This is a genomic window from Shinella zoogloeoides (genome assembly GCF_033705735.1).
Taxonomy (GTDB): domain Bacteria; phylum Pseudomonadota; class Alphaproteobacteria; order Rhizobiales; family Rhizobiaceae; genus Shinella; species Shinella zoogloeoides_A.
Map to the genome: position 1 here is coordinate 1,473,872 of NZ_CP131131.1, position 23,623 is coordinate 1,497,494.

At 64.8% G+C, this 23,623-nt stretch carries 23 protein-coding genes; 17 read left to right on the forward strand and 6 right to left on the reverse strand.

Annotated features, from left to right (window positions below):
• Positions 1-36: 36 nt before the first annotated feature.
• From ShzoTeo12_RS24510 to ShzoTeo12_RS24565, 12 genes are all read left to right on the forward strand, one after another.
• Positions 37-807: an SDR family oxidoreductase gene (locus tag ShzoTeo12_RS24510; protein ID WP_318912851.1), complete on the forward strand. Its 771-nt coding sequence runs from the start codon at positions 37-39 to the stop codon at positions 805-807.
• 66 nt (positions 808-873) lie between these two features.
• Positions 874-1,638, forward strand: coding sequence for an SDR family oxidoreductase (locus ShzoTeo12_RS24515; protein WP_318912852.1), 765 nt, complete (start codon positions 874-876; stop codon positions 1,636-1,638).
• A 3-nt stretch (positions 1,639-1,641) separates the two neighbouring features.
• On the forward strand, positions 1,642-2,346 hold the full coding sequence (locus ShzoTeo12_RS24520) for a FadR/GntR family transcriptional regulator (RefSeq protein WP_318912853.1): 705 nt from the start codon (positions 1,642-1,644) through the stop codon (positions 2,344-2,346).
• A 144-nt stretch (positions 2,347-2,490) separates the two neighbouring features.
• Entirely contained in the window at positions 2,491-3,297 is an 807-nt protein-coding gene (locus ShzoTeo12_RS24525) for an SDR family oxidoreductase (protein WP_318912854.1), read from the forward strand.
• Between the two features lie 29 nt (positions 3,298-3,326).
• Positions 3,327-4,283 (forward strand): ABC transporter substrate-binding protein, encoded by a 957-nt coding sequence (locus ShzoTeo12_RS24530; protein WP_162911241.1) that lies wholly within the window; start codon positions 3,327-3,329, stop codon positions 4,281-4,283.
• Positions 4,284-4,346: 63 nt separating this feature from the next.
• Positions 4,347-6,329 carry an ABC transporter permease gene (locus ShzoTeo12_RS24535; RefSeq protein WP_318912855.1) on the forward strand — a complete coding sequence of 661 codons (1,983 nt, stop codon included), beginning with the start codon at positions 4,347-4,349 and terminating at the stop codon, positions 6,327-6,329.
• Positions 6,322-7,356, forward strand: a complete 1,035-nt coding sequence (locus ShzoTeo12_RS24540; protein ID WP_318912856.1) for a quaternary amine ABC transporter ATP-binding protein — start codon at positions 6,322-6,324, stop codon at positions 7,354-7,356. Before ShzoTeo12_RS24535 ends, ShzoTeo12_RS24540 begins: the two co-directional genes overlap by 8 nt.
• Positions 7,357-7,800: 444 nt before the next feature.
• Positions 7,801-8,052, forward strand: a complete 252-nt coding sequence (locus ShzoTeo12_RS24545; protein ID WP_318912857.1) for a hypothetical protein — start codon at positions 7,801-7,803, stop codon at positions 8,050-8,052.
• 175 nt (positions 8,053-8,227) lie between these two features.
• Positions 8,228-10,942, forward strand: a complete 2,715-nt coding sequence (gene mgtA, locus ShzoTeo12_RS24550) for a magnesium-translocating P-type ATPase (protein WP_318914363.1) — start codon at positions 8,228-8,230, stop codon at positions 10,940-10,942.
• 395 nt (positions 10,943-11,337) lie between these two features.
• On the forward strand, positions 11,338-12,054 hold the full coding sequence (locus ShzoTeo12_RS24555) for an MgtC/SapB family protein (protein WP_318912858.1): 717 nt from the start codon (positions 11,338-11,340) through the stop codon (positions 12,052-12,054).
• Between the two features lie 65 nt (positions 12,055-12,119).
• A complete protein-coding gene (locus ShzoTeo12_RS24560) occupies positions 12,120-13,190 on the forward strand; it encodes a sensor histidine kinase (RefSeq protein WP_318912859.1) in 1,071 nt (356 codons plus the stop codon).
• Entirely contained in the window at positions 13,187-13,822 is a 636-nt protein-coding gene (locus tag ShzoTeo12_RS24565) for a response regulator transcription factor (protein WP_318912860.1), read from the forward strand. Before ShzoTeo12_RS24560 ends, ShzoTeo12_RS24565 begins: the two co-directional genes overlap by 4 nt.
• Positions 13,823-13,835: 13 nt before the next feature.
• Here ShzoTeo12_RS24565 and ShzoTeo12_RS24570 read toward each other — a convergent pair whose 3' ends face one another.
• Positions 13,836-15,086 carry a Zn-dependent hydrolase gene (locus tag ShzoTeo12_RS24570; RefSeq protein WP_318912861.1) on the reverse strand — a complete coding sequence of 417 codons (1,251 nt, stop codon included), beginning with the start codon at positions 15,084-15,086 and terminating at the stop codon, positions 13,836-13,838.
• Between the two features lie 248 nt (positions 15,087-15,334).
• Between ShzoTeo12_RS24570 and ShzoTeo12_RS24575 the strand changes: the two genes are divergently transcribed.
• The 5 genes from ShzoTeo12_RS24575 to ShzoTeo12_RS24595 all read left to right on the forward strand — a co-directional run bounded on the left by ShzoTeo12_RS24575 (position 15,335) and on the right by ShzoTeo12_RS24595 (position 17,508).
• Positions 15,335-15,586 (forward strand): hypothetical protein, encoded by a 252-nt coding sequence (locus ShzoTeo12_RS24575; RefSeq protein WP_318912862.1) that lies wholly within the window; start codon positions 15,335-15,337, stop codon positions 15,584-15,586.
• 184 nt (positions 15,587-15,770) lie between these two features.
• Positions 15,771-16,220 (forward strand): hypothetical protein, encoded by a 450-nt coding sequence (locus ShzoTeo12_RS24580; RefSeq protein ID WP_318912863.1) that lies wholly within the window; start codon positions 15,771-15,773, stop codon positions 16,218-16,220.
• A complete protein-coding gene (locus ShzoTeo12_RS24585; protein ID WP_318912864.1) occupies positions 16,217-16,852 on the forward strand; it encodes an OmpA family protein in 636 nt (211 codons plus the stop codon). Before ShzoTeo12_RS24580 ends, ShzoTeo12_RS24585 begins: the two co-directional genes overlap by 4 nt.
• Before the next feature lies 1 nt (position 16,853).
• Positions 16,854-17,081 (forward strand): hypothetical protein, encoded by a 228-nt coding sequence (locus ShzoTeo12_RS24590; protein ID WP_318912865.1) that lies wholly within the window; start codon positions 16,854-16,856, stop codon positions 17,079-17,081.
• 43 nt (positions 17,082-17,124) lie between these two features.
• Entirely contained in the window at positions 17,125-17,508 is a 384-nt protein-coding gene (locus ShzoTeo12_RS24595; RefSeq protein WP_318912866.1) for a DUF6180 family protein, read from the forward strand.
• Positions 17,509-17,550: 42 nt separating this feature from the next.
• Here ShzoTeo12_RS24595 and ShzoTeo12_RS24600 read toward each other — a convergent pair whose 3' ends face one another.
• From ShzoTeo12_RS24600 to ShzoTeo12_RS24620, 5 genes are all read right to left on the reverse strand, one after another.
• Positions 17,551-18,345: an ABC transporter permease gene (locus ShzoTeo12_RS24600; RefSeq protein ID WP_162911244.1), complete on the reverse strand. Its 795-nt coding sequence runs from the start codon at positions 18,343-18,345 to the stop codon at positions 17,551-17,553.
• A 67-nt stretch (positions 18,346-18,412) separates the two neighbouring features.
• On the reverse strand, positions 18,413-19,258 hold the full coding sequence (locus tag ShzoTeo12_RS24605) for an ABC transporter permease (RefSeq protein WP_162911245.1): 846 nt from the start codon (positions 19,256-19,258) through the stop codon (positions 18,413-18,415).
• A 53-nt stretch (positions 19,259-19,311) separates the two neighbouring features.
• Complete coding sequence (locus tag ShzoTeo12_RS24610; protein WP_318912867.1) at positions 19,312-20,355, reverse strand: ABC transporter ATP-binding protein; 1,044 nt, start codon at positions 20,353-20,355, stop codon at positions 19,312-19,314.
• A gap of 63 nt (positions 20,356-20,418) precedes the next feature.
• Positions 20,419-21,558 (reverse strand): ABC transporter substrate-binding protein, encoded by a 1,140-nt coding sequence (locus ShzoTeo12_RS24615; protein WP_318912868.1) that lies wholly within the window; start codon positions 21,556-21,558, stop codon positions 20,419-20,421.
• 97 nt (positions 21,559-21,655) lie between these two features.
• Positions 21,656-23,614, reverse strand: coding sequence for an FAD-dependent oxidoreductase (locus ShzoTeo12_RS24620; RefSeq protein WP_318912869.1), 1,959 nt, complete (start codon positions 23,612-23,614; stop codon positions 21,656-21,658).
• Positions 23,615-23,623 lie beyond the last annotated feature (9 nt).

The window sequence follows — 23,623 nt, forward strand, 5'->3', positions numbered from 1 at the left end:
CGCCCGCATCGTCCTCTTTCTGGAGATAGCAGCATAATGTCCGCGCCTCTCACCGTCATGATTACCGCCGCCGCCTCGGGGATCGGCCGCGCGGTCGCCGAAGCATTCGCGGCCGCCGGCCACCGTGTCTTCGTTTCCGACGCCGATGCCTCAGCGGTCGAAACCATGTCGGCGGAAAATCCCGCCATCAGGGCAAGCCGGGTCGATGTCACCTCGCCGGAGGAAATCGAGGCCTGGTTTGCCACGGTGAAGGCCGAGGCAGGCAGCCTCAACGTCCTCATCAACAATGCCGGCATTGCCGGCCCGACCGGGCGGCTGGAAGACATCGCCATCGACGGCTGGTACAAATGTATCGACGTGTGTTTGAACAGCCAGTTCCTGACGAGCCGATGCGCGATCCCCCTCATGAAGGAGAAACGCGGCGGCAGCATCATCAACCTGTCGTCCACCGCCGGCCTGTTCGGCTACGGACTGCGGACGCCCTATGCAGCGGCGAAATGGGCGGTCATCGGCCTCACGAAGTCCATGGCCGTCGAGCTCGGCGACTGGGACATCCGCGTCAACGCGATCTGCCCCGGCTCGGTCTCCGGCGACCGGATGGACCGCGTCATCGCCGCCGAGGCCAACCTGCGCTCGACGTCGCCGGACGAAATCCGGCGTGAATATACCAGCGGCCAATCCATCAAGCGCTTTACCGAACCGAAGGAGATCGCCGACCTCTGCCTGTTCCTCGCATCGCCGGCCGCCGGCATGATCAGTGGGCAGGCCATCGCGGTCGACGGACATACGGAAACGTATCACATCTAGGACCAGCTTCCCGGGCGGCTTCTGTCCATCTGGACTTGCCGCCCTTATTGGTCTATTTCTCATACCATGAAACGTCTCCTGAAGAAGTCGATCCTGATCACCGGCGGCGCGAAGGGTGCCGGGGCGGCGAGCGCGAAGCTGTTTGCCGAAGAAGGTGCGCGCGTGATGATCGCGGACCGGGATGCGGAAGCCGCCCGGCATCTGGTCGAGACGCTTTGCGCCCGCGGTCTCGACGTCGCCTTCGTCCATGCCGACGTGTCGCGCCCGGAGGAAGCGGAGATCGCCTATTGGGCGGCGAAGGACGCCTTCGGCCAGGTCGACGTCCTGTTCAACCATGCCGGCATCATCATCGTGAAACCGTTCCTCGAATGCACGCTGGAGGAATGGGACGAGCTGATGGACAACAATGCCAAGTCGGCCTTCCTGATGACGAGGCTCGTGCTTCCCGAAATGCTGGAGCGGGGCAAGGGCGTGCTGGTCTTCACCTCGACCACCGGCGTGCGCGCGGCGACCCATCTCGAGGCGCTCTATTGCGCCTCGAAATCCGCCATGCATCAACTTGCGCGGGCATTGGCCGTCGAGTATCGAGATCAGGGGATCCGGTCCAACCTGATCTGCCCGAGTTTCGTTCGCACCCAGCATGGTGAACATGAGATCGAACAGTTGCGCGGCTACGGGATTTTCGCGTCGGAAAACGACGTCAACGCCATGCAGGGCCGCATCTGCGAGCCCGAGGAGGTCGCGGAAGTCGCCCTGTTTCTCGCCTCGGATGCCTCGAGCTTCGTCAACGGCGCGGAAATCTTCGTCGACAATACATTCACAGCGGTGTGACCCGTGCTCTGGGGCCTGAGACCTGTCGAGCCGCAGGCGGCGCACGGGCTCGCCGTCGATCTGCTGCGCCGGCAGATCCATTCAGGCCTCCTGCTGCCCGCCGAGCGACTGCCGGCCGAGCGCCAGCTCTCCGACAGGTTCGGCATCAGCCGCGTGACGCTGCGCGAAGCGTTGCGCGTGCTTGAAACCAACCAGTACATCACCGTGCGCCGCGGCGCCCAGGGCGGGGCCTTCGTCACCGATGAGGATCGCCTGACCCAGCTTGCGCGCCGACGGATGTCGCGCGCACCGGCCGCCGCCATGCGCGTGGTGGAATTCCTGACCGTCAACCAGCTCGCCGCCGCGCGCCTGGCCGCCGCCCGGCGCGGCATGGCCGACCTCAAGCGCCTGCGCCAGGCGACGGACATGATGCATGCCGCCGGGACCGCGCCACAGCGCAAACAGGCCGAGGCGCTGTTCCTGCTCGCGCTTGGCGACGCCTCGCAGAATCCGCTGCTGGCCCGCGCCATCGAGGACGGCCTCGCCGAACTGTTTTTGCCCTTCGAAGGCGCATTGCCCGACAGCTCCGCCTCCGAGGCGGTGCGATCCTTCGAAGGCCTGTTGCACGCTCTGCAGAGCGAAGACGCCGAAGCGGCCGAAGCCGCGATGGCCGACCTGCACGGCATGCTCTGGGCCGCGATCCGCCGCATGACCCGGTCCGCGGCCTGAGACATTCCGGCAGAACAATGCGGCAAGCCGCTTTCCCGATTGGGAAAATCCTAAATTTCACGGCTGCCTAAATAGACGCTTGACAACTGCGCTCCGATTCATTGGTATTAAGTCCATACCAATGATCCATTCGGGAGGAACGCCATGAACATCGCGTCGAAGGTCGTCGGACGAACGGCCGCAACAGGGCGGCTCGAGGGGAGGACGGCGATCATCACCGGCGGCGCCAACGGAATGGGCCGCGCAGCGGCCCTGATGTTCGCGGAAGCCGGGGCGCGGGTGGCCATCTTCGACATCCAGGCCGCCGCCGGCGAAGAAGCCGCCGCCGAAATCGAGGCCGCGGGCGGCGAGGCGGTCTTCCTTAAGACCGATGTGACGGACACGGCGGCTGTGCGCGCCTCGTTCGCCGCCGTTACGGCCAAGTGGGGGCGCGTCGACACGCTGTTCAGCCATGCCGGCACGATCATCGTCAAGCCGCTGCACGAAAGCACGGATGCGGATTACGACCGGCTGATGGACATCAATGTCCGCTCGGCCTTCGTCGTCTGCCGCGAGGCCGTGTCGCACATGCTGGAAAACGGCGGCGGCTCGATCGTCATCACCTCCTCGATCGGCGGGGAGAAGGGTTTTGCGCTGGAAAGCCTCTACTGCATGACCAAGGGCGCGGTTCTCCAGCTCGCCCGCTCCATCGCCATCGAATATCGCGATCGCGGCATCCGCGCCAACGCCGTCTGCCCCGGCTTCGTCAAGACGGCGCATGGCCTGCGCGAGATCGTCGAGCTCGACGGCCTCGGCCAGAACTGGAACGAGGCCGATCTCAACGCCGTGCAGGGACGGCTCTGCGAGCCGGAAGAGGTGGCCGCCGCCGCCCTGTGGCTGGCCTCCGACGATGCCAGCTTCGTCAACGGGCAGGCGCTCTATGTCGACAACGGCTGGTACGCCAAGGGCTGAACATCACCATAAACAAGAGGGGTATGACCATGAAACGACTGATAGCATCCGCAATGCTGGCGCTCAGCCTCGGGGCCGCGGCACCGGCCTCGGCCTTCGAGCCGGAATCCACCGATACGATCAAGCTGATGGTGGCCGACTGGTCCTCGATGCTGATCGACACCGAGATCCTCAATATCATCCTGTCGACCTATGGCTACAGCGTGGAGACGGTCGTCGCCGACGACAGCGCCCGCTATCCTGGCTTCGAGACCGGCGACCTGACCATCGCGCTGGAAACCTGGCAGACGACGCAGGACAAGCCCTTCACCAAGTCGCTTGCGACCGGCAATGTTCTCGACATGGGCGAACTCGGCCCGCACGCCAAGGAAGAATGGTGGTACCCCTCCTACATGGAGGAAAAGTGCCCCGGCCTGCCGGACTGGAAGGCGCTGAAGAACTGCGCCGAAGCCTTTTCCTCGCCGGAAACCGCGCCCAAGGGCCGCTATCTCGGCGCGCCCGTCAGCTGGGGCGGCTTCGACGAGGAGCGTGTGAAGGCGCTCGACCTGCCTTTCGAGGTCGTTCATGCCGGCACGGAAGCGGCCATGTTCGCCGAACTCCAGTCCGCCTACGAACGCAAGGCGCCGATCATCCTTTGGGTCTACCAGCCGCATTGGGTGCCGTCGGTCTTCTCCGGCTCCTTCGTCAAGTTCCCTCCGTATGAGGAAGCCTGCTACACGGATCCGTCCTGGGGCGAAAACAAGACGGCGACCCATGACTGCGGCAAGCCGGAAGGCTGGATCAAGAAGATGGCCTGGGCCGGCGGCGAGAAGGTCTGGCCCTGCGCCTACGATATCGTGCGCAAGTTCACCCTCGACGGCAAGGAACTCGGCGACCTCGTCTACGAGGTCGATGTGAAGGGCCGCGCCGTCAACGAGGTCGCCATGGAATGGGCGAAGACCAACGAAGCCAAATGGCGCTCCTGGGCGGCCTGCGCTGAAAAATAACCGGATGGCCGGGGCTGGCAAATCCGGCCCCGGCCAAAACATCCACTCTGGGAGGAGCATGACATGGCGGATGTCCTGGCAAGGCCGAAGGATGCGACAGGCGGGCACGGCCTTTGGATTGGCCTTGCGCTGACGCTGGTCGTCGTCGCTGCCAGTCTGCTGATGCCGGCGTCCTTCACGCATCTTTCCGATCAGGCACTCCTGCCGGTTTCCGACTGGGTCGGCGCGGGCATGAACTGGTTTGCCCGCGATGCGGCGATCTTCGGCGTCAAGATCGCCGATCTCACCCGCGCGCTGGCCGCCGCGGCGCAGATGCCGATCGACTGGCTGAAATTCATGCTGGCCGACGGCTGGGTGAAGGGGGCGGGCTTCAACAAGGTCCATCTCGCGCCGCCGCTGAGCTGGCTCGGCGTGATCCTGACCGCCGCGCTGCTCGGCCTTCGCCTTTCCGGCCGCGGCCTTGCCGTCCTCACGCTTCTCGCCGGCGCCTATCTCGTCTTCTTCGGCCTCTGGGCTTCGGCCATGACGACCCTCGCCTCGGTCGTCATCTGCGTCGTCGCGGCCCTCGTTCTCGGCCTTGCCATGGGTATCTGGGCCTATCGCTCCGCCCATGCGGAGATCTGGCTGCGGGCGATCATGAACGTCATGCAGACCGTGCCGATCTTCTCCTACCTGCTGCCGACGCTGCTGCTCTTCGGCTACGGCCCGAGCGCCGCGCTTTTCGCCACCGTCGTCTATGCCCTGCCGCCCATGGTGCATGCCACGGTGCTGGCGCTGCGTTCCGTGCCGTCCGAAACGCTGGAGCTCGCCCGCATGACCGGCTGCAGCCGGGCGCAGACGCTGTGGAAGGTCGAGCTGCCGGTGGCCGCGCCGCGCCTTGCCATCGGCCTCAACCAGGTGGTGATGATGACGCTCAACATGGTGATCATCGCCTCGATGATCGGCGCAGGCGGCCTCGGCTACGACGTGCTGAGGGCACTGCGCCGCCTCGATTTCGGTGCCGGCTTCGAGGCCGGCATGGGCATCGTCGCGCTCGCCGTGGTGCTCGACCGCCTGACGCAGGCCGCCGCGCACAACCAGTCGACGGGACGGCAGGGCCTGTGGAGCCGGCGCGACACGCTGATCGCCGCGCTCTTGCTCATCGTGCCGACCGTTGCCAGCCTCGCACTGCCCGCGCTTTCGGCCTGGCCCGGCGCCTGGACGCTGACGACCGCTCCGTTCTGGAACGGCGCCGTCAGCCTGATCAACCAGAATTTCTACGAGCCGCTGGAGGCGATCCGCACCGGCATGCTGCTCGGCGTGATGAACCCCTTCCGCAATCTACTTCAGTCCGCACCCTGGAGCTTGGTCCTCGCCGCGCTGGCGCTGGCGGGCTATGCCCTGGGCGGCATGCGCACCGCGCTCACCGTCTTCCTGCTGCTGCTCTTCGTGCTGGTCACCGGCTATTGGCAGGCCGCCATGTCCTCGATCTATCTCACGGTGCTCTCGGTCGCGCTGGCGCTCGCCATCGGCCTGCCCTTCGGCATCTGGGTCTCGGGCCATCCCCGCCTGCACCATCCGGTGCAACTGGCGCTCGACACGCTGCAGACCCTGCCGACCCTCGTCTATCTGCTGCCGGCCGTCATGCTCTTCCGCAATGGCGACTTTTCCGCGCTGATCGCCATCGTCTCCTATGCGGTGGCGCCGGCCGTGCGCTACGGCATGGCCGGCATGGCGCATGTGCCCTCCGAACGCATCGAGGCCGCGCTCATGTCCGGATGCACGCCCTGGCAGTCCTTCCGCTTCGTGCGCCTGCCCGCCGCCCTGCCGACGCTCATTCTCGGCGTCAACCAGACGGTGATGATGGCGCTCTCGATGCTGGTCATCGCCGCCCTCGTCGGCACGCGCGAATTGGGGCAGGAAGTCTACACCTCGCTTTCCCGCGGCGAGACGGGGCCGGGCATCGTTGCCGGCCTCTGCGTCGCGGCCATCGCGCTCGTCGCCGATGCATTGCTGAAATCCGGCGCGCTGCGCGCTGCAAGACACGAAGGAGAGGCCCATGCCTGACGCCGCACCCGATCGGAATGCACCGGCTGCAATCGACGCGAAGGGCATCTGGAAAGTCTTCGGCCGCGATGCCGGCGCGTTCCGCCGCCTGCCGGCAGAGGCGCGCACGCCGGAAGCGCTCGCCGCCGCGGGCCTTGTCGGCGCGGTACAGGACGCCACCTTCCAGATCGGCCGCGGCGAGGTTTTCGCCATCATGGGCCTGTCGGGCTCGGGAAAATCCACGCTGCTGCGCTGTCTGACCCGCCTCATCGAGCCGACCGCCGGCGAAATCGCCTTCAACGGCCGCGACGTCCTGAAACTCGGCGACAAGGAACTGGTCGAGCTGCGCCGCCAGCGCATGGGCATGGTGTTCCAGCATTTCGCGCTCCTGCCCAACCGAACCGTCGTCGGAAATGTCGCCTTCCCGCTCGAAGTGCAGGGAATGCCGCGCCCGAAAGCCGAGGCCCGCGCCATGGAGCTGATCGAGACTGTCGGGTTGAAGGGCCGGGAAACGCGCTTCCCGGCACAACTCTCGGGCGGCCAGCAGCAACGCGTCGGCATCGCCCGCTCGCTCACCACCAATCCCGAATTCTGGTTCCTCGACGAACCCTTTTCGGCCCTCGACCCGCTGATCCGCGCCGACCTCCAGGCCGAAGTGCTGCGGCTCCAGAAAACCCAGACCCGCACCGTCGTCTTCGTCACCCACGACCTCGACGAGGCCATCCGCCTCGCCGACCGCATCGCGATCATGGAAGCCGGCCGCATTATCCAGATCGGCACGCCGGAAGAACTGGTGACCGAGCCCGCCACCGACTATGTCCGCCGCTTCGTCGCCAAGGTCCCACCCGCACGGGTCGTCAAGGTGGCATCGATCATGACCCCCGACACCGGCCCATCGACATCCGGCGTGAACGCCGGTGCCACGATCGCCGAGATCGCCCCCGACCTCGTGGCCGCGGAAGGCCCCCTCCCCGTCGTCGAAGGCGGCCGCCAGATCGGTTGGCTCGATCGCTCGGCCGCGCTCAAAACGCTGGCCGCACAGGTCTAGGCGGATCGGCGGGAACGGCTTCGAGCCTGCCGCTTGGAGGAGGTCTCGTTTCCTGAGGCCCCATCGCGTCGTTCCCGTGCCACGGCCTCCGTTCCGGGCCTTCCCCATTCGGAGGCGAGGCAGCCCAGCCCTGACTCCAGCATCACCCCGTGGCGGCTGCGAATCTTGCGGGGCGGCACTCTCCCAGCTGCAAACATATACCTTGGTATATCCCAGAGAAGCGAACGTATAGCGTTCAATCCCCATGGATGCTGGCGTGAGCCTGCGGACAGGCGTAAGCCAGCAATCGTCAGCCGGACGGGTTCTCCCCGGCCGGAACATTGGAGAAAGACCGAACCATGCCAAGCGACAGTAGTCGAGAAAGCACGCCGTTGCGGCCGGCCGGTCGAGCCTGACATGTTCAGCCTCACCCCGGGGCGCCGCGACGGCCCCGCGAGGTGAGACATGAAGATCAAGAACCCCTTCCACTGCTGGGCCCATATCCTGGCGCGCCTGCTGCCCGGCGTTCCGGCACGGCCGCGGACACGGACCTCCCACCCGTCCGCGCCTCGGCGCGGCCCGACCGCACGCTGGCGGACGAACCCGGTATCCGGCCGGCTGGAATGCCGCTGGATCATCGCGGACGTGTCCACGCCATGCCGCGATCCGTTCGCCAAACGCGCGGCCATCCGCCATATGCAGGACCAGTTCCCGTGACCGGTCCTATCCCCGTTTACCCGCGCCCGCCGCGACGAGGCCCGTCCGCCGCTCCCTGACAGACGGGCGCGGCGGACGCTCTCCCCAACCGACTTCGCAGAAACCGGCCGTGATCGCACCGCACGGCACGAACCCGCTCGTCCACACGCAGGCGAACGATACGAGGAGCAAGACGATGAACATGATGATGAAGGGCAAGGCCGCTGCCGCGCCGCGCAAGGAACACAGGGCGCTTTCGATGCAGGCGGTCCTTGAAGCCCGCAACGACATCCAGACCACGCTCGCCAATTTCAGGGGCCGCCTCGACGGCCTGACCGACGCGGAGGCAGCAGAGCGCCTTGCGTCGGACGGCCCGAACGAGGTCGCACATGACAAGCCGCCGCACGCAGCCGTGCAGTTCCTGCTGGCGTTCGGCAATCCGTTCATCGCCGTTCTGGCCGTCCTCGCCGCGATCAGTACGGTCACGGATATCATCCTGCCGCTGCGCGCCGGCGAGGATGCCGATTATGTCGGCGTGGCGATCGTCGTCATCATGGTCTTTCTCAGCGCGTTGCTGCGCTTCTGGCAGGAATACCGTTCGAGCAGGGCGGCGGAAGCGCTGAGGGCCATGGTTCGCACCACGGCCACGGTGCTGCGCCGACCGACAGCGGAGGCCACGCCCGAAATGTGCGAAGCGCCTATGGCGGGAATCGTGGCCGGCGACATCGTGCGACTCTCGGCCGGAGACATGGTGCCGGCCGACATCCGCCTCATCGAATCGCGCGACCTGTTCGTCAGCCAGGCCGCCCTGACGGGCGAGGCCCTGCCTGTCGAGAAATACGACGCGCTCGGCGCCGTTGCCGGGAAATCCGCCGACGCGGATGCCGTCACCGCACACCAGGCGGATCTTCTGGACCTGCCCAATATCTGCTTCATGGGCACCAATGTCGTCAGCGGCACGGCGACGGCCATCGTCGTCGCCACCGGCCCGCGCACCTATTTCGGCTCGCTCGCCAGGGTCATCGCCGGCTCCCGGGCGGAGACCGCCTTCGACCGCGGCGTCAACAGCGTGAGCTGGCTGCTCATCCGCTTCATGCTGGTCATGGTCCCGGTCGTCTTCGTCATCAACGGCCTCACCAAGGGCGACTGGATGGATGCCTTCCTGTTCGCGCTCGCCGTCGCCGTCGGCCTCACCCCGGAAATGCTGCCGATGATCGTCTCGTCCAACCTCGCCAAGGGGGCCGTGGCGATGGCGCGGCGCAAGGTCGTCGTCAAGCGGCTCAACGCCATCCAGAATTTCGGCGCGATGGACGTGCTGTGCACCGACAAGACCGGCACGCTGACCCAGGACAGGATCATCCTCGAGCATCATGTCGACATCCACGGCGAGCGCAATGACGGCGTCCTGCAACTCGCCTGGCTGAACAGCCGGCACCAGAGCGGCGTGAGAAACCTGATGGACCAGGCCGTCCTGCGTTTCGCCGGACCGGCAGGAGAACCCCTGCTTCCGCACTATTGCAAGGTAGACGAACTGCCGTTCGACTTCGTGCGCCGCCGGCTGTCGGTCGTGGTCGAGGGAGAGCGGGGCGAGCATCTGCTCGTCTGCAAGGGCGCCGTCGAGGAGATGCTGGCAATCTCGGCGCACGTGGAGGAACAGGGCGTGTTGCGCGATCTGGACGAGGCCGAGCGCAAACGGCTGACCGCGCTCGCCCGCGCCTACAATGCCGACGGGTTCCGCGTTCTGGTCGTCGCCACGCGCACGATACCCGGCACCGAAGCCAGAACGCGCTACGACATCGAGGACGAATGCGGCCTCGTCGTCCAGGGCTTCCTCACCTTCCTCGACCCTCCGAAAGAGACCGCGGGCCCGGCGATCGCCGCCCTTGCCGAGCATGGCGTGGCGGTAAAGGTGCTGACCGGCGACAACGAGGTCGTCACCGCGAAAATCTGCCGCGAGGTCGGCCTCGAACCCGGCCAGCCCGTCATCGGGCGCGACATGGAGGCCCTCGACGACATGGCCTTGCGGCAGCTTGTCGAGGAGCGCACGATCTTCGCCAAGCTCACGCCCCTGCAGAAATCGCGCGTGCTGAAGGCGCTTCAGGCGAACGGCCACACCGTCGGCTTTCTCGGCGACGGCATCAACGACGCGCCGGCCCTGCGTGACGCCGATGTCGGGATTTCCGTCGACAGCGGCACCGACATCGCCAAGGAATCCGCCGACATCATCCTGCTGGAGAAAAGCCTGATGGTGCTCGAAGAAGGTGTCGTCAAGGGGCGCGAAACCTTCGGCAACATCATGAAATATCTCAACATGACCGCGAGCTCCAACTTCGGCAACGTGTTCTCCGTGCTGGTGGCCAGCGCCTTCATCCCCTTCCTGCCGATGCTGGCGATCCACCTGCTGATCCAGAACCTGATGTACGACATATCCCAGCTTTCCCTGCCCTGGGACCGCATGGACAGGGAATTCCTGAAGACGCCGCGCAAATGGGACGCCCGCAACATCGGCCGTTTCATGCTCTGGATCGGCCCGACCTCGTCGATCTTCGACATCACCACCTTCGCGCTCATGTGGTACGTCTTTTCCGCCAACGCGCCGGAACACCAGTCGCTGTTCCAGTCCGGCTGGTTCATCGAGGGCCTGCTGTCGCAGACGCTGGTCGTGCACATGCTGCGCACCCGAAAGATTCCCTTCATCCAGAGCACGGCGGCACTACCCGTCATGCTGATGACAGGGCTCGTCTGCGCGCTCGGCATCTATATCCCCTTCTCGCCGCTCGGCGCGATGGTCGGCCTGCAGCCGCTGCCGTGGGCCTATTTCCCCTGGCTGGCCGCGACCCTCTTCTCCTACTGCGTCGTCGCCCAGACGATGAAGACCATCTACATCCGCCGCTTCGGCCAATGGTTCTGAACGCGGCCCGCAGCCCCGATCGGGCGGCCGAAGCCGCCCGATCGCAACCTCCATTCCGCGATGCCGAGGGGAGATCCGATATGCCCGTCGATCGTTTCATGCCACGCCCGTCATCCGTTCCTCCATGCGGCAAGAAAGACCGCTCCGCGCCGCATCCGTCATCTCGCGGGCCCGCGCGGCAGGCGGAGGCTGTCGACCGCTGGCTCTGCTGGGCCTTCGCTGCCGCCGGCGCGGTGCTGTTCAGGTCGGCCGTCCGCCTTTCCCGTCACGGCCTTCTGAACCGGCGGCAAACGCTGCGGCTGGTCCGCTGGTCGACCCATCTCCACCGCGTTGCCATACGGCTGCTGCGGCAAGGCCGATGGTAGAGGCCGCCCTTTCCCAAAGGACCACCCGAGATGAAATTCCTGCAGACATTCGATCTTCTACCCTTTCTCGACACGGCGGCCGCCTTCACCGCCGCCTTCCTCCTCGGCACGCTGATCGGTGCGGAGCGCCAGTATCGGCAGCGCACGGCGGGGCTGCGCACGAACGTCCTCGTCGCGGTGGGAGCCGCCGCCTTCGTCGATCTCGCCCAGCGGATCGCCGGCACGACGGAAGCGGTCCGGGTGATTTCCTATGTCGTCTCCGGCATCGGCTTTCTGGGCGCGGGCGTTATCATGAAGGAAGGCATGAACGTGCGCGGGCTGAACACAGCCGCAACGCTGTGGTGTTCGGCGGCGGTCGGCGCCTGCGCCGGCACCGACATGCTTGCCGAGGCGGTGCTGCTGACCGTCTTCGTGCTTGCCGGGAACACGCTGCTCCGTCCGCTCGTCAACATGATCAACCGCATTCCCATCGACGACCGCACGACGGAAGCCACCTACGAGGTCAGCGTGATTTCGAGCCGCAAGGCCATGCCCGAAATGCGCGACCTGCTGGTGGAGCGGCTGGAACAGGCGAACTATCCGGTCAGCGATGTCGAAGTCGCCGATCGCGGAGACGATACGGTCGAGATCGTGGCAACACTCGTTTCCACCGCGGTCGATCCGCGTGAAATCGAGGCTGTCACCGCCTTTCTGGAAAGGCAGGCGCCGGTCTCCGACGCCTCCTGGGACGGAAGCACCAGGGATTGAGGTCCGATACAAGCGGCGCGCGCTATGATATTCCCGAAACGAGCACAACTGGACGGCCGGCCTCAATGACAAACAGCGGAAAATTCAAGCTCGAACGCAGGCTGGTGCTCACCATCGTCCTGTTGCCTGTCGCCATGGTCGTCATCTTCGTGGGCGATACCGTAACCGACTATGCGATTGCGGCAGCCGTCTTCTATACGCCCGTCATCCTCGTCGCGACACGCCTGCTTCCGGCGGGCACCGTCGTGGCTCTCGCCTTCGCCTGCGTGGCGCTGACATTGCTGAGCTTCGCCCTCACCCATTCAGGTGCCTACGAGGTGGGGATCGTCAATACCGGCATCAGCATCGTGGCAATCGGCGTGACCACCTATCTTTCCCTGAAACTCGTGGCCGCCGAGGCAGCCGCCCATGAAAGCCGGGAACGATTGCTGCGCATGGCGCGCATCACCAGCCTCGGCGAGCTGACGGCATCGATCGCCCACGAGGTGAACCAGCCGCTCGCAGCGATCGCCACCAGTGCCGGCGCGTGCCGGCGATGGCTGGCCCAGGAGCCTCCAGCCATCGCGAATGCGCAGCGCGCGGCGGACAGGATCGTAGAGGATGCGAACCGCGCCAGCGCGGTGATCGCGCGGGTGCGCGGCCTTGCCAGCGGCAAGGCGCCCCACAGGGAGCGGTTCGATTTCAACGCCCTGGTCCGCGAGGTCGTAGCGCTTGCGGGCGAACGCGGTGAGCGGAGCGGCATAACGGTCCGCCTCTCCCTTCAGCACGACCTGCCGGCGATCCTCGCCGACCGGGTTCAGGTCGGGCAGGTCGTCGGCAATCTCCTGCTGAACGCCGTCGAGGCGATCGAGGCGAAAACAGGCGGCGCGAAGACGCTGGAAATCGTCTCGGAGACGGAAGACGGCAATCGCATCCGCTTTTCCGTCATCGACAGCGGCGCGGGTTTTCGCCAGGGCGAGCTCGAGCACCTCTTCGATGCCTTCTGGACCACCAAGAAGGACGGCGTCGGCCTCGGCCTGACCATCAGCCGCTCGATCATTGAGGCCAATGGCGGCCGTATCTGGGCGGAGACCGACAAGGATGGCGGGGCGATCGCCCGGTTCAGCCTGCCGGCGGGGATGGGAGCAATCGAATGAAGCCGCAGCTGCCCACGGGAAAGACGGCAGACCCCACCGTCTACATCATCGATGACGACCGCTCCGTCCGCGCGGCACTGGAAGACCTTCTCGCCTCGGTCTCGCTGCGCGCCAAATCGTTCGCATCCGTCCAGGACTTCCTCGCTTTCGATTTGCCCGGCGCACCTGCCTGCCTCGTCCTCGACGTGCGCATGCCGGGCCAGAGCGGCATGGATTTTCTGGAACACATGACCGAATACGGGCTGCACCTTCCCACCGTGATGATCACCGGCCACGGGGATATCGCCATGGGCGTCAAGGCGATGAAAGACGGGGCAATCGAATTCCTGACCAAGCCGTTCCGCGATCAGGACCTGCTCGACGCTGTCCATCGCGGGATCGAGGCCGACCGCACAAGACGTCTGCGGGAGGCGGCGAATGCCGATGTCGCACGACGCTGGGCCTCGCTTTCCAGCGGCGAGAAAGACGTGGCGCAGCTGGTCGCGACGGGCCTCCTCAACAAGCAGATTGCCGCGGATCTCGGTGTCAGCGAAATCACCGTGAAGGTGCGCCGCGGTCACCTGATGCGCAAGATGAATACGCGCACGCTGGCCGACCTCATCCGCTTGCTGGACCGCATTCAGCCGACATGACCGCTTTTGAGGTCTATGACTGCGGCGTGGCGCCGGCAAGCTCGCAAAGCGCCAGGAAGAGCACGTCCACTCCCCTGGCGAGCTGGTCGTAGCCGGTCCACTCTTCCGGCGCATGCGAGATGCCGTTGCGGCTCGGCACGAAGACCAGCCCGGTAGGAGCGAAATCGGCCATGATCATCGCATCATGCCCCGCCCCGCTGACCATGGTGCGGCGTTTCAGGCCGAGCGTATCCGCGTGACGCGACAGGGCTTCATGCAATTCCGCCGAAAGCGGAACCGGGGGAAGGAATATCTGCTCCTCGACATCAACCCCCAGTCCGTTGCCGCCCACCCGTTCGATTACCGAACGGGCCTGATCGATCAGCGTGCGGACGACCTCTTCCCCGGGGGCGCGGATATCGACGGTGAAGGATACGAGATCGGGGATCACATTGGCCCCACCCGGACGGACATCCATCTTGCCGACGGTCAGCACCGCATCCTGATCGATGGCGCGCGCAAGGTCCGGCAATTGCGACAGCGCCGCCACCGCGCCGACAAGCGCGTCACGGCGCACGTTCATCGGCGTCGTACCGGCATGGCCCGCCTGACCTCTGAACGTCGCCCTGATCTGGCCGAGGCCCACGATACGGTCGACGATCGCAACATCGTCGGCATGGGCTTCCAGCACGGGGCCCTGCTCGATATGCAATTCAAGGAAGGCATATACGGAACCGGCCTCGCGCACAGCCAGAGGCGCCTGTGCCGGTTCCAGTCCGTAAGCCTGCATCGCATCCGCGACCGTGATCCCCGCATCGTCGGCAAAGGCGAGGAACTCGTCCATATCCACTTTGCCGGTCATGACGCGCGAGGCCAGCAGTCCGCCGCCGAAGCGCGTGCCTTCTTCCTCGATCATGGCGACGAATTCGATGGAACGCTCCGGGACAAGGCCCCGCTCCTTCAACAGGAAGGCGATCTCGATACCGGCAATGACGCCGGCCGGGCCGTCGAACTTGCCGCCGTTCGGCACGGAATCGAAGTGAGAGCCGATCATGACCGGGGCAAGAGCAGGATTATGTCCGACGAGGCACCCGACGAGATTACCGATCGCGTCCTCGCGGACCGTAAGCCCGGCGGCCTCCATCTGCCCGCGCAGATAGTCGCTGGCCTGGCGGAACTCCGGCGTGTAGGTCAGCCGCGTCGTGCCCTTGCCCGGAGTGGCGTTGAACCGGTCCAGCCCCTCGATCAGTCGTTCAAGACGCTGCGGATCGGAAAAACGTGTCATATCAATATCCTGAAAAGCCCGACGGCAAGATGGGAGCCATGTTGGCGGCGAAGCCGGCTGACCATGCCGGAACGATGCATAGGTCTGCTTGTTCTCGCATGCGAATTCAAGGACATCCTGTCGCCGAGGGAGTTTCCCCAACGTTTTCCCGGAAGCTTCGACGGGATTGATCTCATTGCCTCGATGTGAATGGTTGAGCAGTTCATTGGAGACCGGCGAATCGATCCGGGAATATAGTAAGGCGCACAGTGACGTTCGAAGCCCTGTTTGTCGTGATGGCGCTGGCATTCACCGCCGGCACCGCCCTTTCGGTCTGGCTCTGGTTTCAACCGGTGCCCCGAAGGCTCCGCCTGTTCGCGCTGATCTGGGCGTTTGCGGGAGGCGCCGGAATGCTGCTCAGCTACGGCAAATCCGGCATCATTCCCGACCGCAATGCCCTTCGTGCCTGTATAGAGAGCGGCCAGACCTGGGACTATCGGAGCAATCGCTGCCTCCCATAAGAGGCTACTGCCGCACGCGCCGCTTTGCGCGGAGGACAAGGCTATTTTCAGGGAAAGCAAGGATCGTCGATGAGCACCTGCGGCGCAGAGGGAGCGCGCAGCAATTTTTCCGGGAAACGGTCACAGCTCCGTCATAATGCATCTGTTTTGTGGCGAACGATCTATCTGTTCTGGGGAGTCGTTCTTGCTGAAGAAATTCATGGTTGTCGCCACGCTTCTGTTGCCCGCCGCCGCCTATGCCGAGGAGCACAACTTCACGATTACCGGTGGTCAGGCCAGTGTTCCTGTCGGCCTGACGGTACAGGTCAAGACCGTTACTGTCGGCCAGGATGCGACAACCGTCCGGTTGCTGGCGAGCTTCGACAGCCACGTTACCAACAGCGTCAACATGAACGACGACGAAAATGCCTATCTCGCATGGGGAGAGGGCGAGCAGGAACGGCTGCATCTGCGCCAGATCGCCGATAACCGCTGGATGCGGATCGGCAACGGGCAGACGATGGAGGGCGACCTGGTCTTTCCCGGCGTCATACCGGCCGGCGTGACGAAAGTGACCCTCGTCTTCAATCCTGCACATGACGGAAACGACAGCAGCGCGCCGGGCGTGACCATCCCCCTGGAACTGGCTCAATGAGAAAGGGCGCCCTTCTCGCGCTTTCTCTTTTCCTTCCTGCGACGGCATCCGCCTATACGGTGACGACGGGCGCCGGCGCAGTGGGCGAGCGGGCATCGACATTTGCCGAATTCACACTGCCTTCGTCCCGCTTTGCCGAGCGCAAGGAGGAGAGCGGCGCATCCGTTTCCTCCGGAACGTCCACCTTCGGATTGAAGAACATGGATGCGCAGACGCGGACGCGGACGGAAACTGCGCTTTCCGAACTTGGCGCACGGCGGGAGGGCGAGCGCATCATCGTGAACCTGCCGAGCGATATATTGTTCGATTTCGACAAGTCGGACATCCGCACCGACGCGCGCCCCGTTCTCGCCCGCCTCGCAGAGGCACTTCAGGCGCTGGCGGATACCCCGGTCGCGATCATCGGCCATACGGATGCGAAGGGGTCGGACGCCTATAACCTACGTCTGTCGGAACGCCGCGCCGCCGCCGTGCGGCACTGGCTTTCCGACAGCGGCGTAAACGCCCGGATGACGACGTTCGGCAAGGGCGAGAGCACGCCCGTCGCGCCGAACGAAAATGCGGACGGGTCCGACAACCCCGCAGGCCGGCAGCAGAACCGGCGCGTGGAATTCATCATCGGAGGGGGCTGAAATGGCGCTCGTCGCATGCCCTGAATGCACTGGCAACGTATCCGACAAGGCATTTTCATGCCCCGCCTGCGGGTATCCGCTTGGACAGAAGGACGGCAATCCGTGGCCGTCCGTCCTCGGCGGCGTGGCGGGCACTTATATTTCGGCCAAGGCGGTCACCAGCATCCTTCTCGGCAGCGTCATGTTCCTCGCCTTCGCGGCGATCATGATCGCCCTGATCCTGAAATGAGGCGGCATTGCCGGGATACAAACGGAAAGACAGGCGGTTTTGCATGATGAAGATGTTTTGCGCGATGCCGGTGGCGGCTACCATCCTTGCGGCCTTGCCGGCGGCAGCGGCCGATGATCCGTTCATGATCACCTATCACGTCGAGAGAACCGCATCGGATGCGCTGAGCCTCGATGCCTGCACGGACCTGATCGAGCAGCAGGCTCAGGGGGCGGGCTACCGCGTTATCGTCAACCGCTTCGAAGGCCAGCTCGGCGTCATCAGCGGCGGCCCCGCCGCGGGCGGATCCTTCATCTCGCACTGCATATCCGTCGACGACAAGACCGTCAGCGTGATCCAGGGACTGGACTACAAATCCACCAAGGGACCGGTCGGTGATTTCGCCGACCGTGTCCATCGAGCCCTGCTCGACGCCGCGGGGAAGTAGATGCCTGGATGGCGCTGACAGGCACATAATCCCCTTGGCTGGTCACGTCTTCCTCAGTTGCCTGATGTACCAGACCATGATCAGCGACAGGCTGACGAAGACGGCGGCCGCGAGGATGACGGACGCCACCGCAAGCCGCGGCGTGCCGGCCGAGCGCAGGCTCAGCCACATCAGGACGGGAAGCGTCTGCGTATCGCGCGTCGTCAGGAACAGGGCCATGACGAATTCGTTGAGCGATATCACGAATGCAAAGAGCGCCGACGAGATGATCCCGGTGGAGACGGAGGGCAGGACGATTTCGAAGAAGGTCTGCACCGGCCGGCCGCCGAGATCGTAGGACGCCTCGACGATGCGGTGATCGACGGTCCGGAAGGTCGCCTCCATCAGCATGAAAACCAGCGGCATCGCCCAGAGAGAATGGGCAAGCATGACCAATACGCGCGACCCGTAGATATTGACGCCGAACAGCGACACATCGCCGAACGCCATCGCAACGCCAAGGCCCAGCACCACCCCCGGCATGAAGAGCGGCAGCATGATCAGGAGGTAGACAACCGGCTTGAAGGCGAAGGTGAAGCGCTCGAAGGCCCAGGCGGCAAGAACGCCGGATACGGTGGAAATGACTGTCGTGCCGAGCGCGATAATTACGCTGCTCTTCAGCGCGTCGACCCATTGGGGGCTGCCGAAGAAGTCGCCGTACCATCGCAGCGACCACGCCTTGATCGGAAAGCGGATCACCGACGCGTCATTGAAGGACATGACGAGCGTCACGATCACCGGGATCGCGATATAGGCGATGATAAAGACGGTGAAGGCCAGCGCCAGGACTCGCAGCATCACGGCGTCCATTCGCCGCCTCGCGACCGGGGCAACAGCGATATCACGCGTCGGGAGCATGGACGTATCAGCCATTGAGCGCCGTCCGTTTCGAGGTCAGCATGCGGATGATCATCATCACAACGGCAACTCCACTCGTCAGCACGATCGAGAAGGCGGCGGCGCGGGGCCAGTTGTGCTTGCCCAGCATCTGTTCCTGGATCAGGTAGCCGATCGTCCAGAGCGTATCGGGCCCGAGCGCGGACGGCGTCGCATAGGTGCCGACCGCCCAGATGAAGGACTGCGCGAAGGAGGCGGCAATCCCGCCCTTGGTGAGCGGCAGGAGCACCTCATAGAAGGTGCGCACGGGCGAGCCCCCGAGGTCCGCGCTCGCCTCCAGCACCTTCTTGTCGATGCCGTCGAAGATCGACAGCAGGATAAAGAAGCAGAATGGCAGGGTGACATAGGTGAGGCCGACAAAGGCTGCGAATTCGGTATACATCAGGCTGATCTTGTCCGTAATCAGGCCGGAGGAGACGAGCGCATAGCTGAGCAGGCCATTCTTCGGGAAGAACATCCACCAGCCGAAGATGATGGAGATTTCCGAGATCAGCAGCGGGCAGAGCGCAAGCGCGATGAAGGCCAGCCGCCAGCGTTTCGGCTTCAGCCAGACCAGCATCGCGAAGACATATCCGATAGCGACCGTCACGATGGACGAGATCAGCGCCAGCCGCATCGTCGTCCAGAGCGCCGCGCTGAAGGTCGGATCCGTGAGCATGGCCGCGTAGTTGTCGAAGGTGAAGCCCGGCACATAGAAGCGCTGGTCGACATGTTCGTTGAAGCTCATGCGCCCCATGAAGGCGATCGGCAGGCCGAAGAAGGCGATGGCGATGAGCAGCGCCGGCGACATCAACAGCCAGGGCGTCAAACGCATGCGCCAGCCGGGGCCCCGCGGGCCGGAAGGCGCCATATCCGAAGCGCCCGCGCTCATTGATAGGCCATCATGTCGGCCGTCTGCCAGCCGATATCGACGGCGTCGCCCGGCTTGTGGACGACGGAGCCGGGGTGGTCGACGAACAGTTCCAGTTTGCCGGCCTTGAAATGGTAGCGATGGACATCGCCCAGGAATTCGGTGAAATCGAGCCGTGCCTTGAGGCCGTTCGGCATGTCGGCACGGCCAAGATGCAGCCGGCTTGGCCTGATGTAGATGCGCCACGCGCCCTCGCCGAGCGGCTGGGCGAGACGCAGCTCCAGCGGCGCGCCGGCGCTGTCGGCGGCGGCACCGGCGGAAACCTGCGCCCTGAGGCAGCAGCTCTCGCCGATGAAGGTATAGACGAATTCGCTGGCCGGCTCGGCAAAGACCTTTTCCGGCCGGTCGATCTGCTCGATCCTGCCGCTGCGCATGACGGCGACGCGGCTCGACATCGCCATCGCTTCCCCCTGGTCGTGGGTCACATAGATGGCGCTGAAACCGATCTCGTCATGCAGCCGCCTGATCTCCGCGCGAAGCTGCAGCCGCAGCGACAGATCGAGCGCCGAGAGCGGCTCATCGAACAGCAGGATCGTCGGGCGCACCACCATCGAACGGGCAAGCGCAACGCGCTGCTTCTGGCCGCCGGAGAGCTGGGCCGGATAGCGCTCCTCGTAGCCGGAGAGGCGGACGACCTCGAGCGCCTGCCTCACGCGCGGCGCAATGTCCGCTTTGGCGACACCGCGCATGCGCAAGCCGTAAGCCACATTTTCAGCCACCGTCTTGTGCGGAAAAAGCGCACCCGTCTGGAAGATCGTCGTGGTATCCCGCTGGTAGGCCGGCAGGTGATCGACGCGGCTGCCATTGATGCGGATCGCACCGGCATCCGGCCTTTCGAACCCGCCGATCAGCCTGAGCGTCGAGGTCTTGCCCGAGCCCGAGGGGCCGAGCAGGGTGACGAATTCGCCGCGCCGCACGTCGACCGAGACATTGTCGACCGCGACGACGCCGCCAAAGACGCGGCGAAGGCCGTCGAGCTCCAGTGCATTGGTGTCTGCCAAAACAATCAACTCCGCATCGAAATACGCGAAGCGCCGCTGCGGACGCTTCGCGGAAGGGCTGGGTCAGCCTTCGGTCGTCCTGGTGATGGTTTCCTTCATGCGGACGCTGTAGGCGTCCCAGTTCGGACCGAACTTGTCCCAGCCGTCGATGCCGAACAGCTTGTAGGTCTTGCGCAAGCCTGCCTCGTCGCGCGGATAGCTCTGCCAGTGTGGCGGCGCCTCTAGGCCCTGCAGGGACATGAAATCCGTCGAGGCATTGAGGAAATTCTGCTGGGTCTCCTTCTCGAGCAGATAGCTCATGAAGAGATCGCTCAAGTCCGAATGCCGGGTCCCGCGCACCTTCATGAACCAGTTCGTGTAGGAGGCCGTGCCCTCCTCAGGGATCGCGGCTTCGAAGTCGTCGCCGTATTCCTTGATGAAACCGTAGGCGTCGGCGGAATACATCATCGCCACCGCCGCTTCTTCCTGGGTCATCAGGTTGGTGAGCTCTGCGCCGTCCTTGTACCACTTGGCGACCTTCAGCTTGTCGAGTTCCTGGAAGAGCAATTCGACGTCGGCGGGCGTACCGAACACTTCGTCGATACCGGGCTTGGCCGACGAGAGCAGCGCGGGGATGCACAGATCCCAATAGAATGCGGAAGCGTCCAGCGTCGCCTTGCCCTTCGCCTTGTCGTCCCAGAACCCCTTCCAGCTCACCGGCTTCAGGCCGCTCGAATTGGCGGTCAGCATCCAGAGCGAGCCTGTGCCGAAGGGCACGCCGTAATCCCTGGCCGGGCCGCGGTTCTCGTCGAACCACGGATAGACATTGGCGTTGCCGGGAATCTTCGACCGGTCGACCTTGGCGAAGACATTCTGCGCCATGCCGGTCGTGGTCGTGTATTCGTCGGCGATGGTGATGTCGAAGGGCGGATTGTCGGCCGGCGCCGCCACGATCTGGGCGATCATCTGGTCCCAGCCGCCGACGGTCTCGACCTGCGTGCCGTACTTTTCGTTGAAGGACTTGACCACCGTTTCACGGAAGCTGAGTTCGTGATTGCCCGACCAGGAAACGACGATCAGCCCTTCGCCGGCGAAAGACGTCTGTGCGGAGGCGACGCTTGCGCGCCCCAGAATGGTAGGCGCACCGATCGCCGCCGCCGCGCCAAGCGCGAGCTTCATCACGCCGCGGCGGCCGATACCGTTTTGGATTCCTTCGAAAGCCATGAAATTCCCTCCCGTTTGCTTATCCGGGACTGCCGGCTTTCTGCCGATCGAGCCCCGTTCACCCGTTTAATCCCTATCCGGCCGGCACGCGCTTCGCCTAGAGTGCGGTCCCGACCTTCAATCCCTCGTAGACCGCCTCCTCCGCGGTGCGTGGCGCAAGGCTGTCGCCGATGATGTGCAATTCCTCCACGCTGTCGGCCAGCATGGCGCTCAGTTCATCCACCGGCTCGTGGCCGAGACAGAGCACCAGCGTATCGACATTCTCGAAAAGGATCGGCTGCTCGCTGACGGAATGCTGCATGTAGACGATGCCGCCATCGCAGCCGTAAAGGCGCGCATAGGGGGTGACACGCACGCCGATCTTGTGCAGCTCGGCCGCGAAATTGTCGCGAACGTAAAGCGGCAGCAATTCCCCCGGATGGGTGCCGTTGACGGCGAGATCGACGCTGCAGCCTTCGTTGACCAGCCGTTCGGCAATGCCGGGGCCGATCCAGTCGCAGCGCCAGTCGGCGACCACCACGCGGCTGCCGGTCTTCACCTGGTTCCTCAGAAGCTGCCATGCATCGACGACCTGCACGCTGCCGTCATCGGCGATTTCGGGCAGATAGGGCTTGGCGCCGGTGGCCAGAACGACGGCGTCCGGCCTCTCGGCGGCAACCGACACCCGATCCACCCGCACACCCTTGACGACGCGGACCTGCGCCAGCTCCAGTTCGCGCGAAAGGTTGGTGACGATGCCGCCGAACTCCGCGCGGCGCGGCAATTGCTGCGCCAGCAGCGCTTGCCCGCCCAATTGGCCGGATGCCTCGTAGAGCACGACCTGATGGCCGCGCGCCGCCGCGATCGCCGCGGCCTTCATGCCGGCCGGACCACCGCCGACCACCATCACCTTTTTGGGGCGCGTTGCGGGCACCAGGGTGCCGAATTTGAGCTCGCGACCGGTTTCCGGATGCTGGATGCAGGAGATCGGCACGCCGCGATGGAAATGGCCGATGCAGGCCTGGTTGCAGGCGATGCAGGCGCGGATATCGTCCGTGCGGCCCTGTTCCGCCTTTGCCGGCATTTCGGGATCGCAGATCAGGGCGCGGGTCATGCCGCAGACATCGGCGGAGCCCTGCGCCAGCACCGTTTCGGCCTCATGCGGCTGGTTGATGCGTCCGGCGACGAAGACGGGTATGCCCAACGCCTTGCGAAAGCGGGCGGCATCGCTCGCGAGATAGGCGTTGCGATAGGCCATGGGTGGAACGATGTGCACTGCGCCGCCCTGCGAGGCCGACGTGCCGGCCGTGACACTGACGTAATCGAGCAGGGGCTCCAGCAACCGACAGCTTTCGAGCACCTCGTCCATGGCAAGGCCATGCTCGTCGCGCTCGCCGCCACTGATGCGCATGCCGATGACGAAATCGTCCGATGTCGCCGCCCGCATCGCGGTCAAGGCTTCGACGGCGAAACGAAGCCGGTTCTCCAGCGACCCGCCATAGGCGTCGGTGCGGCGATTGACGCGCGGATTGAAGAATTGCGCCGGAAGATAACCATGGCTGGCGACGAACTCCACGCCGTCGAGCCCCGCTTCGTGCATCCGCCGCGCCGCTTCGCCGTAGCCGGTGACGATCTCGTCGATCATGCGCTTGTCGAGCTGGCGCGGCATGACGCGAAAGCGCTCGTTGGGCGACACGGACGGCGCATAGGCAACCGTCAGCAGCCCGTCGCCGCCCTCCATGATTTCCCGGCCGGGATGGAATAGCTGCGAGACAATCCGGCAATCATGCGCATGACAGATCTCGGCCAGCTTTCGGTAGCCTTCGATACACGCGTCTTCCGTCGCCATCAGCATATGCGAGGTATAGCGCGCAGTCTCATGAACGCCCGCCACCTGACAGACGATCAGGCCCGCGCCGCCACGCGCCCGCGCCTCGTGATAGGCGAGCAGCGCCTCGTTGACGAGACCATCGGTGGGCAGCGTCGTGTCATGCCCCGTCGACATGATACGGTTCTTGAGACGCACGCCGCGGATCTGCAGGGGCTGGAACAGGTGTGGAAACGCGGAGGTCGTCATGGATTGGAA

Bases quoted from the DNA above. Each gene is read 5' to 3' on its own strand.
- ShzoTeo12_RS24590 (WP_318912865.1), top strand. From the start codon at position 16,854: ATGGCGCTCGTCGCATGCCCTGAATGCACTGGCAACGTATCCGACAAG.
- ShzoTeo12_RS24595 (WP_318912866.1), top strand. From the start codon at position 17,125: ATGATGAAGATGTTTTGCGCGATGCCGGTGGCGGCTACCATCCTTGCG.
- ShzoTeo12_RS24605 (WP_162911245.1), bottom strand. From the start codon at position 19,258: ATGCGTTTGACGCCCTGGCTGTTGATGTCGCCGGCGCTGCTCATCGCC.
- ShzoTeo12_RS24560 (WP_318912859.1), top strand. From the start codon at position 12,120: ATGACAAACAGCGGAAAATTCAAGCTCGAACGCAGGCTGGTGCTCACC.
- ShzoTeo12_RS24615 (WP_318912868.1), bottom strand. From the start codon at position 21,558: ATGGCTTTCGAAGGAATCCAAAACGGTATCGGCCGCCGCGGCGTGATG.
- ShzoTeo12_RS24555 (WP_318912858.1), top strand. From the start codon at position 11,338: ATGAAATTCCTGCAGACATTCGATCTTCTACCCTTTCTCGACACGGCG.
- ShzoTeo12_RS24600 (WP_162911244.1), bottom strand. From the start codon at position 18,345: ATGCTGCGAGTCCTGGCGCTGGCCTTCACCGTCTTTATCATCGCCTAT.
- ShzoTeo12_RS24570 (WP_318912861.1), bottom strand. From the start codon at position 15,086: ATGACACGTTTTTCCGATCCGCAGCGTCTTGAACGACTGATCGAGGGG.
- mgtA (WP_318914363.1), top strand. From the start codon at position 8,228: ATGAACATGATGATGAAGGGCAAGGCCGCTGCCGCGCCGCGCAAGGAA.
- ShzoTeo12_RS24620 (WP_318912869.1), bottom strand. From the start codon at position 23,614: ATGACGACCTCCGCGTTTCCACACCTGTTCCAGCCCCTGCAGATCCGC.
- ShzoTeo12_RS24545 (WP_318912857.1), top strand. From the start codon at position 7,801: ATGAAGATCAAGAACCCCTTCCACTGCTGGGCCCATATCCTGGCGCGC.
- ShzoTeo12_RS24525 (WP_318912854.1), top strand. From the start codon at position 2,491: ATGAACATCGCGTCGAAGGTCGTCGGACGAACGGCCGCAACAGGGCGG.
- ShzoTeo12_RS24585 (WP_318912864.1), top strand. From the start codon at position 16,217: ATGAGAAAGGGCGCCCTTCTCGCGCTTTCTCTTTTCCTTCCTGCGACG.
- ShzoTeo12_RS24565 (WP_318912860.1), top strand. From the start codon at position 13,187: ATGAAGCCGCAGCTGCCCACGGGAAAGACGGCAGACCCCACCGTCTAC.
- ShzoTeo12_RS24530 (WP_162911241.1), top strand. From the start codon at position 3,327: ATGAAACGACTGATAGCATCCGCAATGCTGGCGCTCAGCCTCGGGGCC.
- ShzoTeo12_RS24515 (WP_318912852.1), top strand. From the start codon at position 874: ATGAAACGTCTCCTGAAGAAGTCGATCCTGATCACCGGCGGCGCGAAG.
- ShzoTeo12_RS24535 (WP_318912855.1), top strand. From the start codon at position 4,347: ATGGCGGATGTCCTGGCAAGGCCGAAGGATGCGACAGGCGGGCACGGC.
- ShzoTeo12_RS24510 (WP_318912851.1), top strand. From the start codon at position 37: ATGTCCGCGCCTCTCACCGTCATGATTACCGCCGCCGCCTCGGGGATC.
- ShzoTeo12_RS24540 (WP_318912856.1), top strand. From the start codon at position 6,322: ATGCCTGACGCCGCACCCGATCGGAATGCACCGGCTGCAATCGACGCG.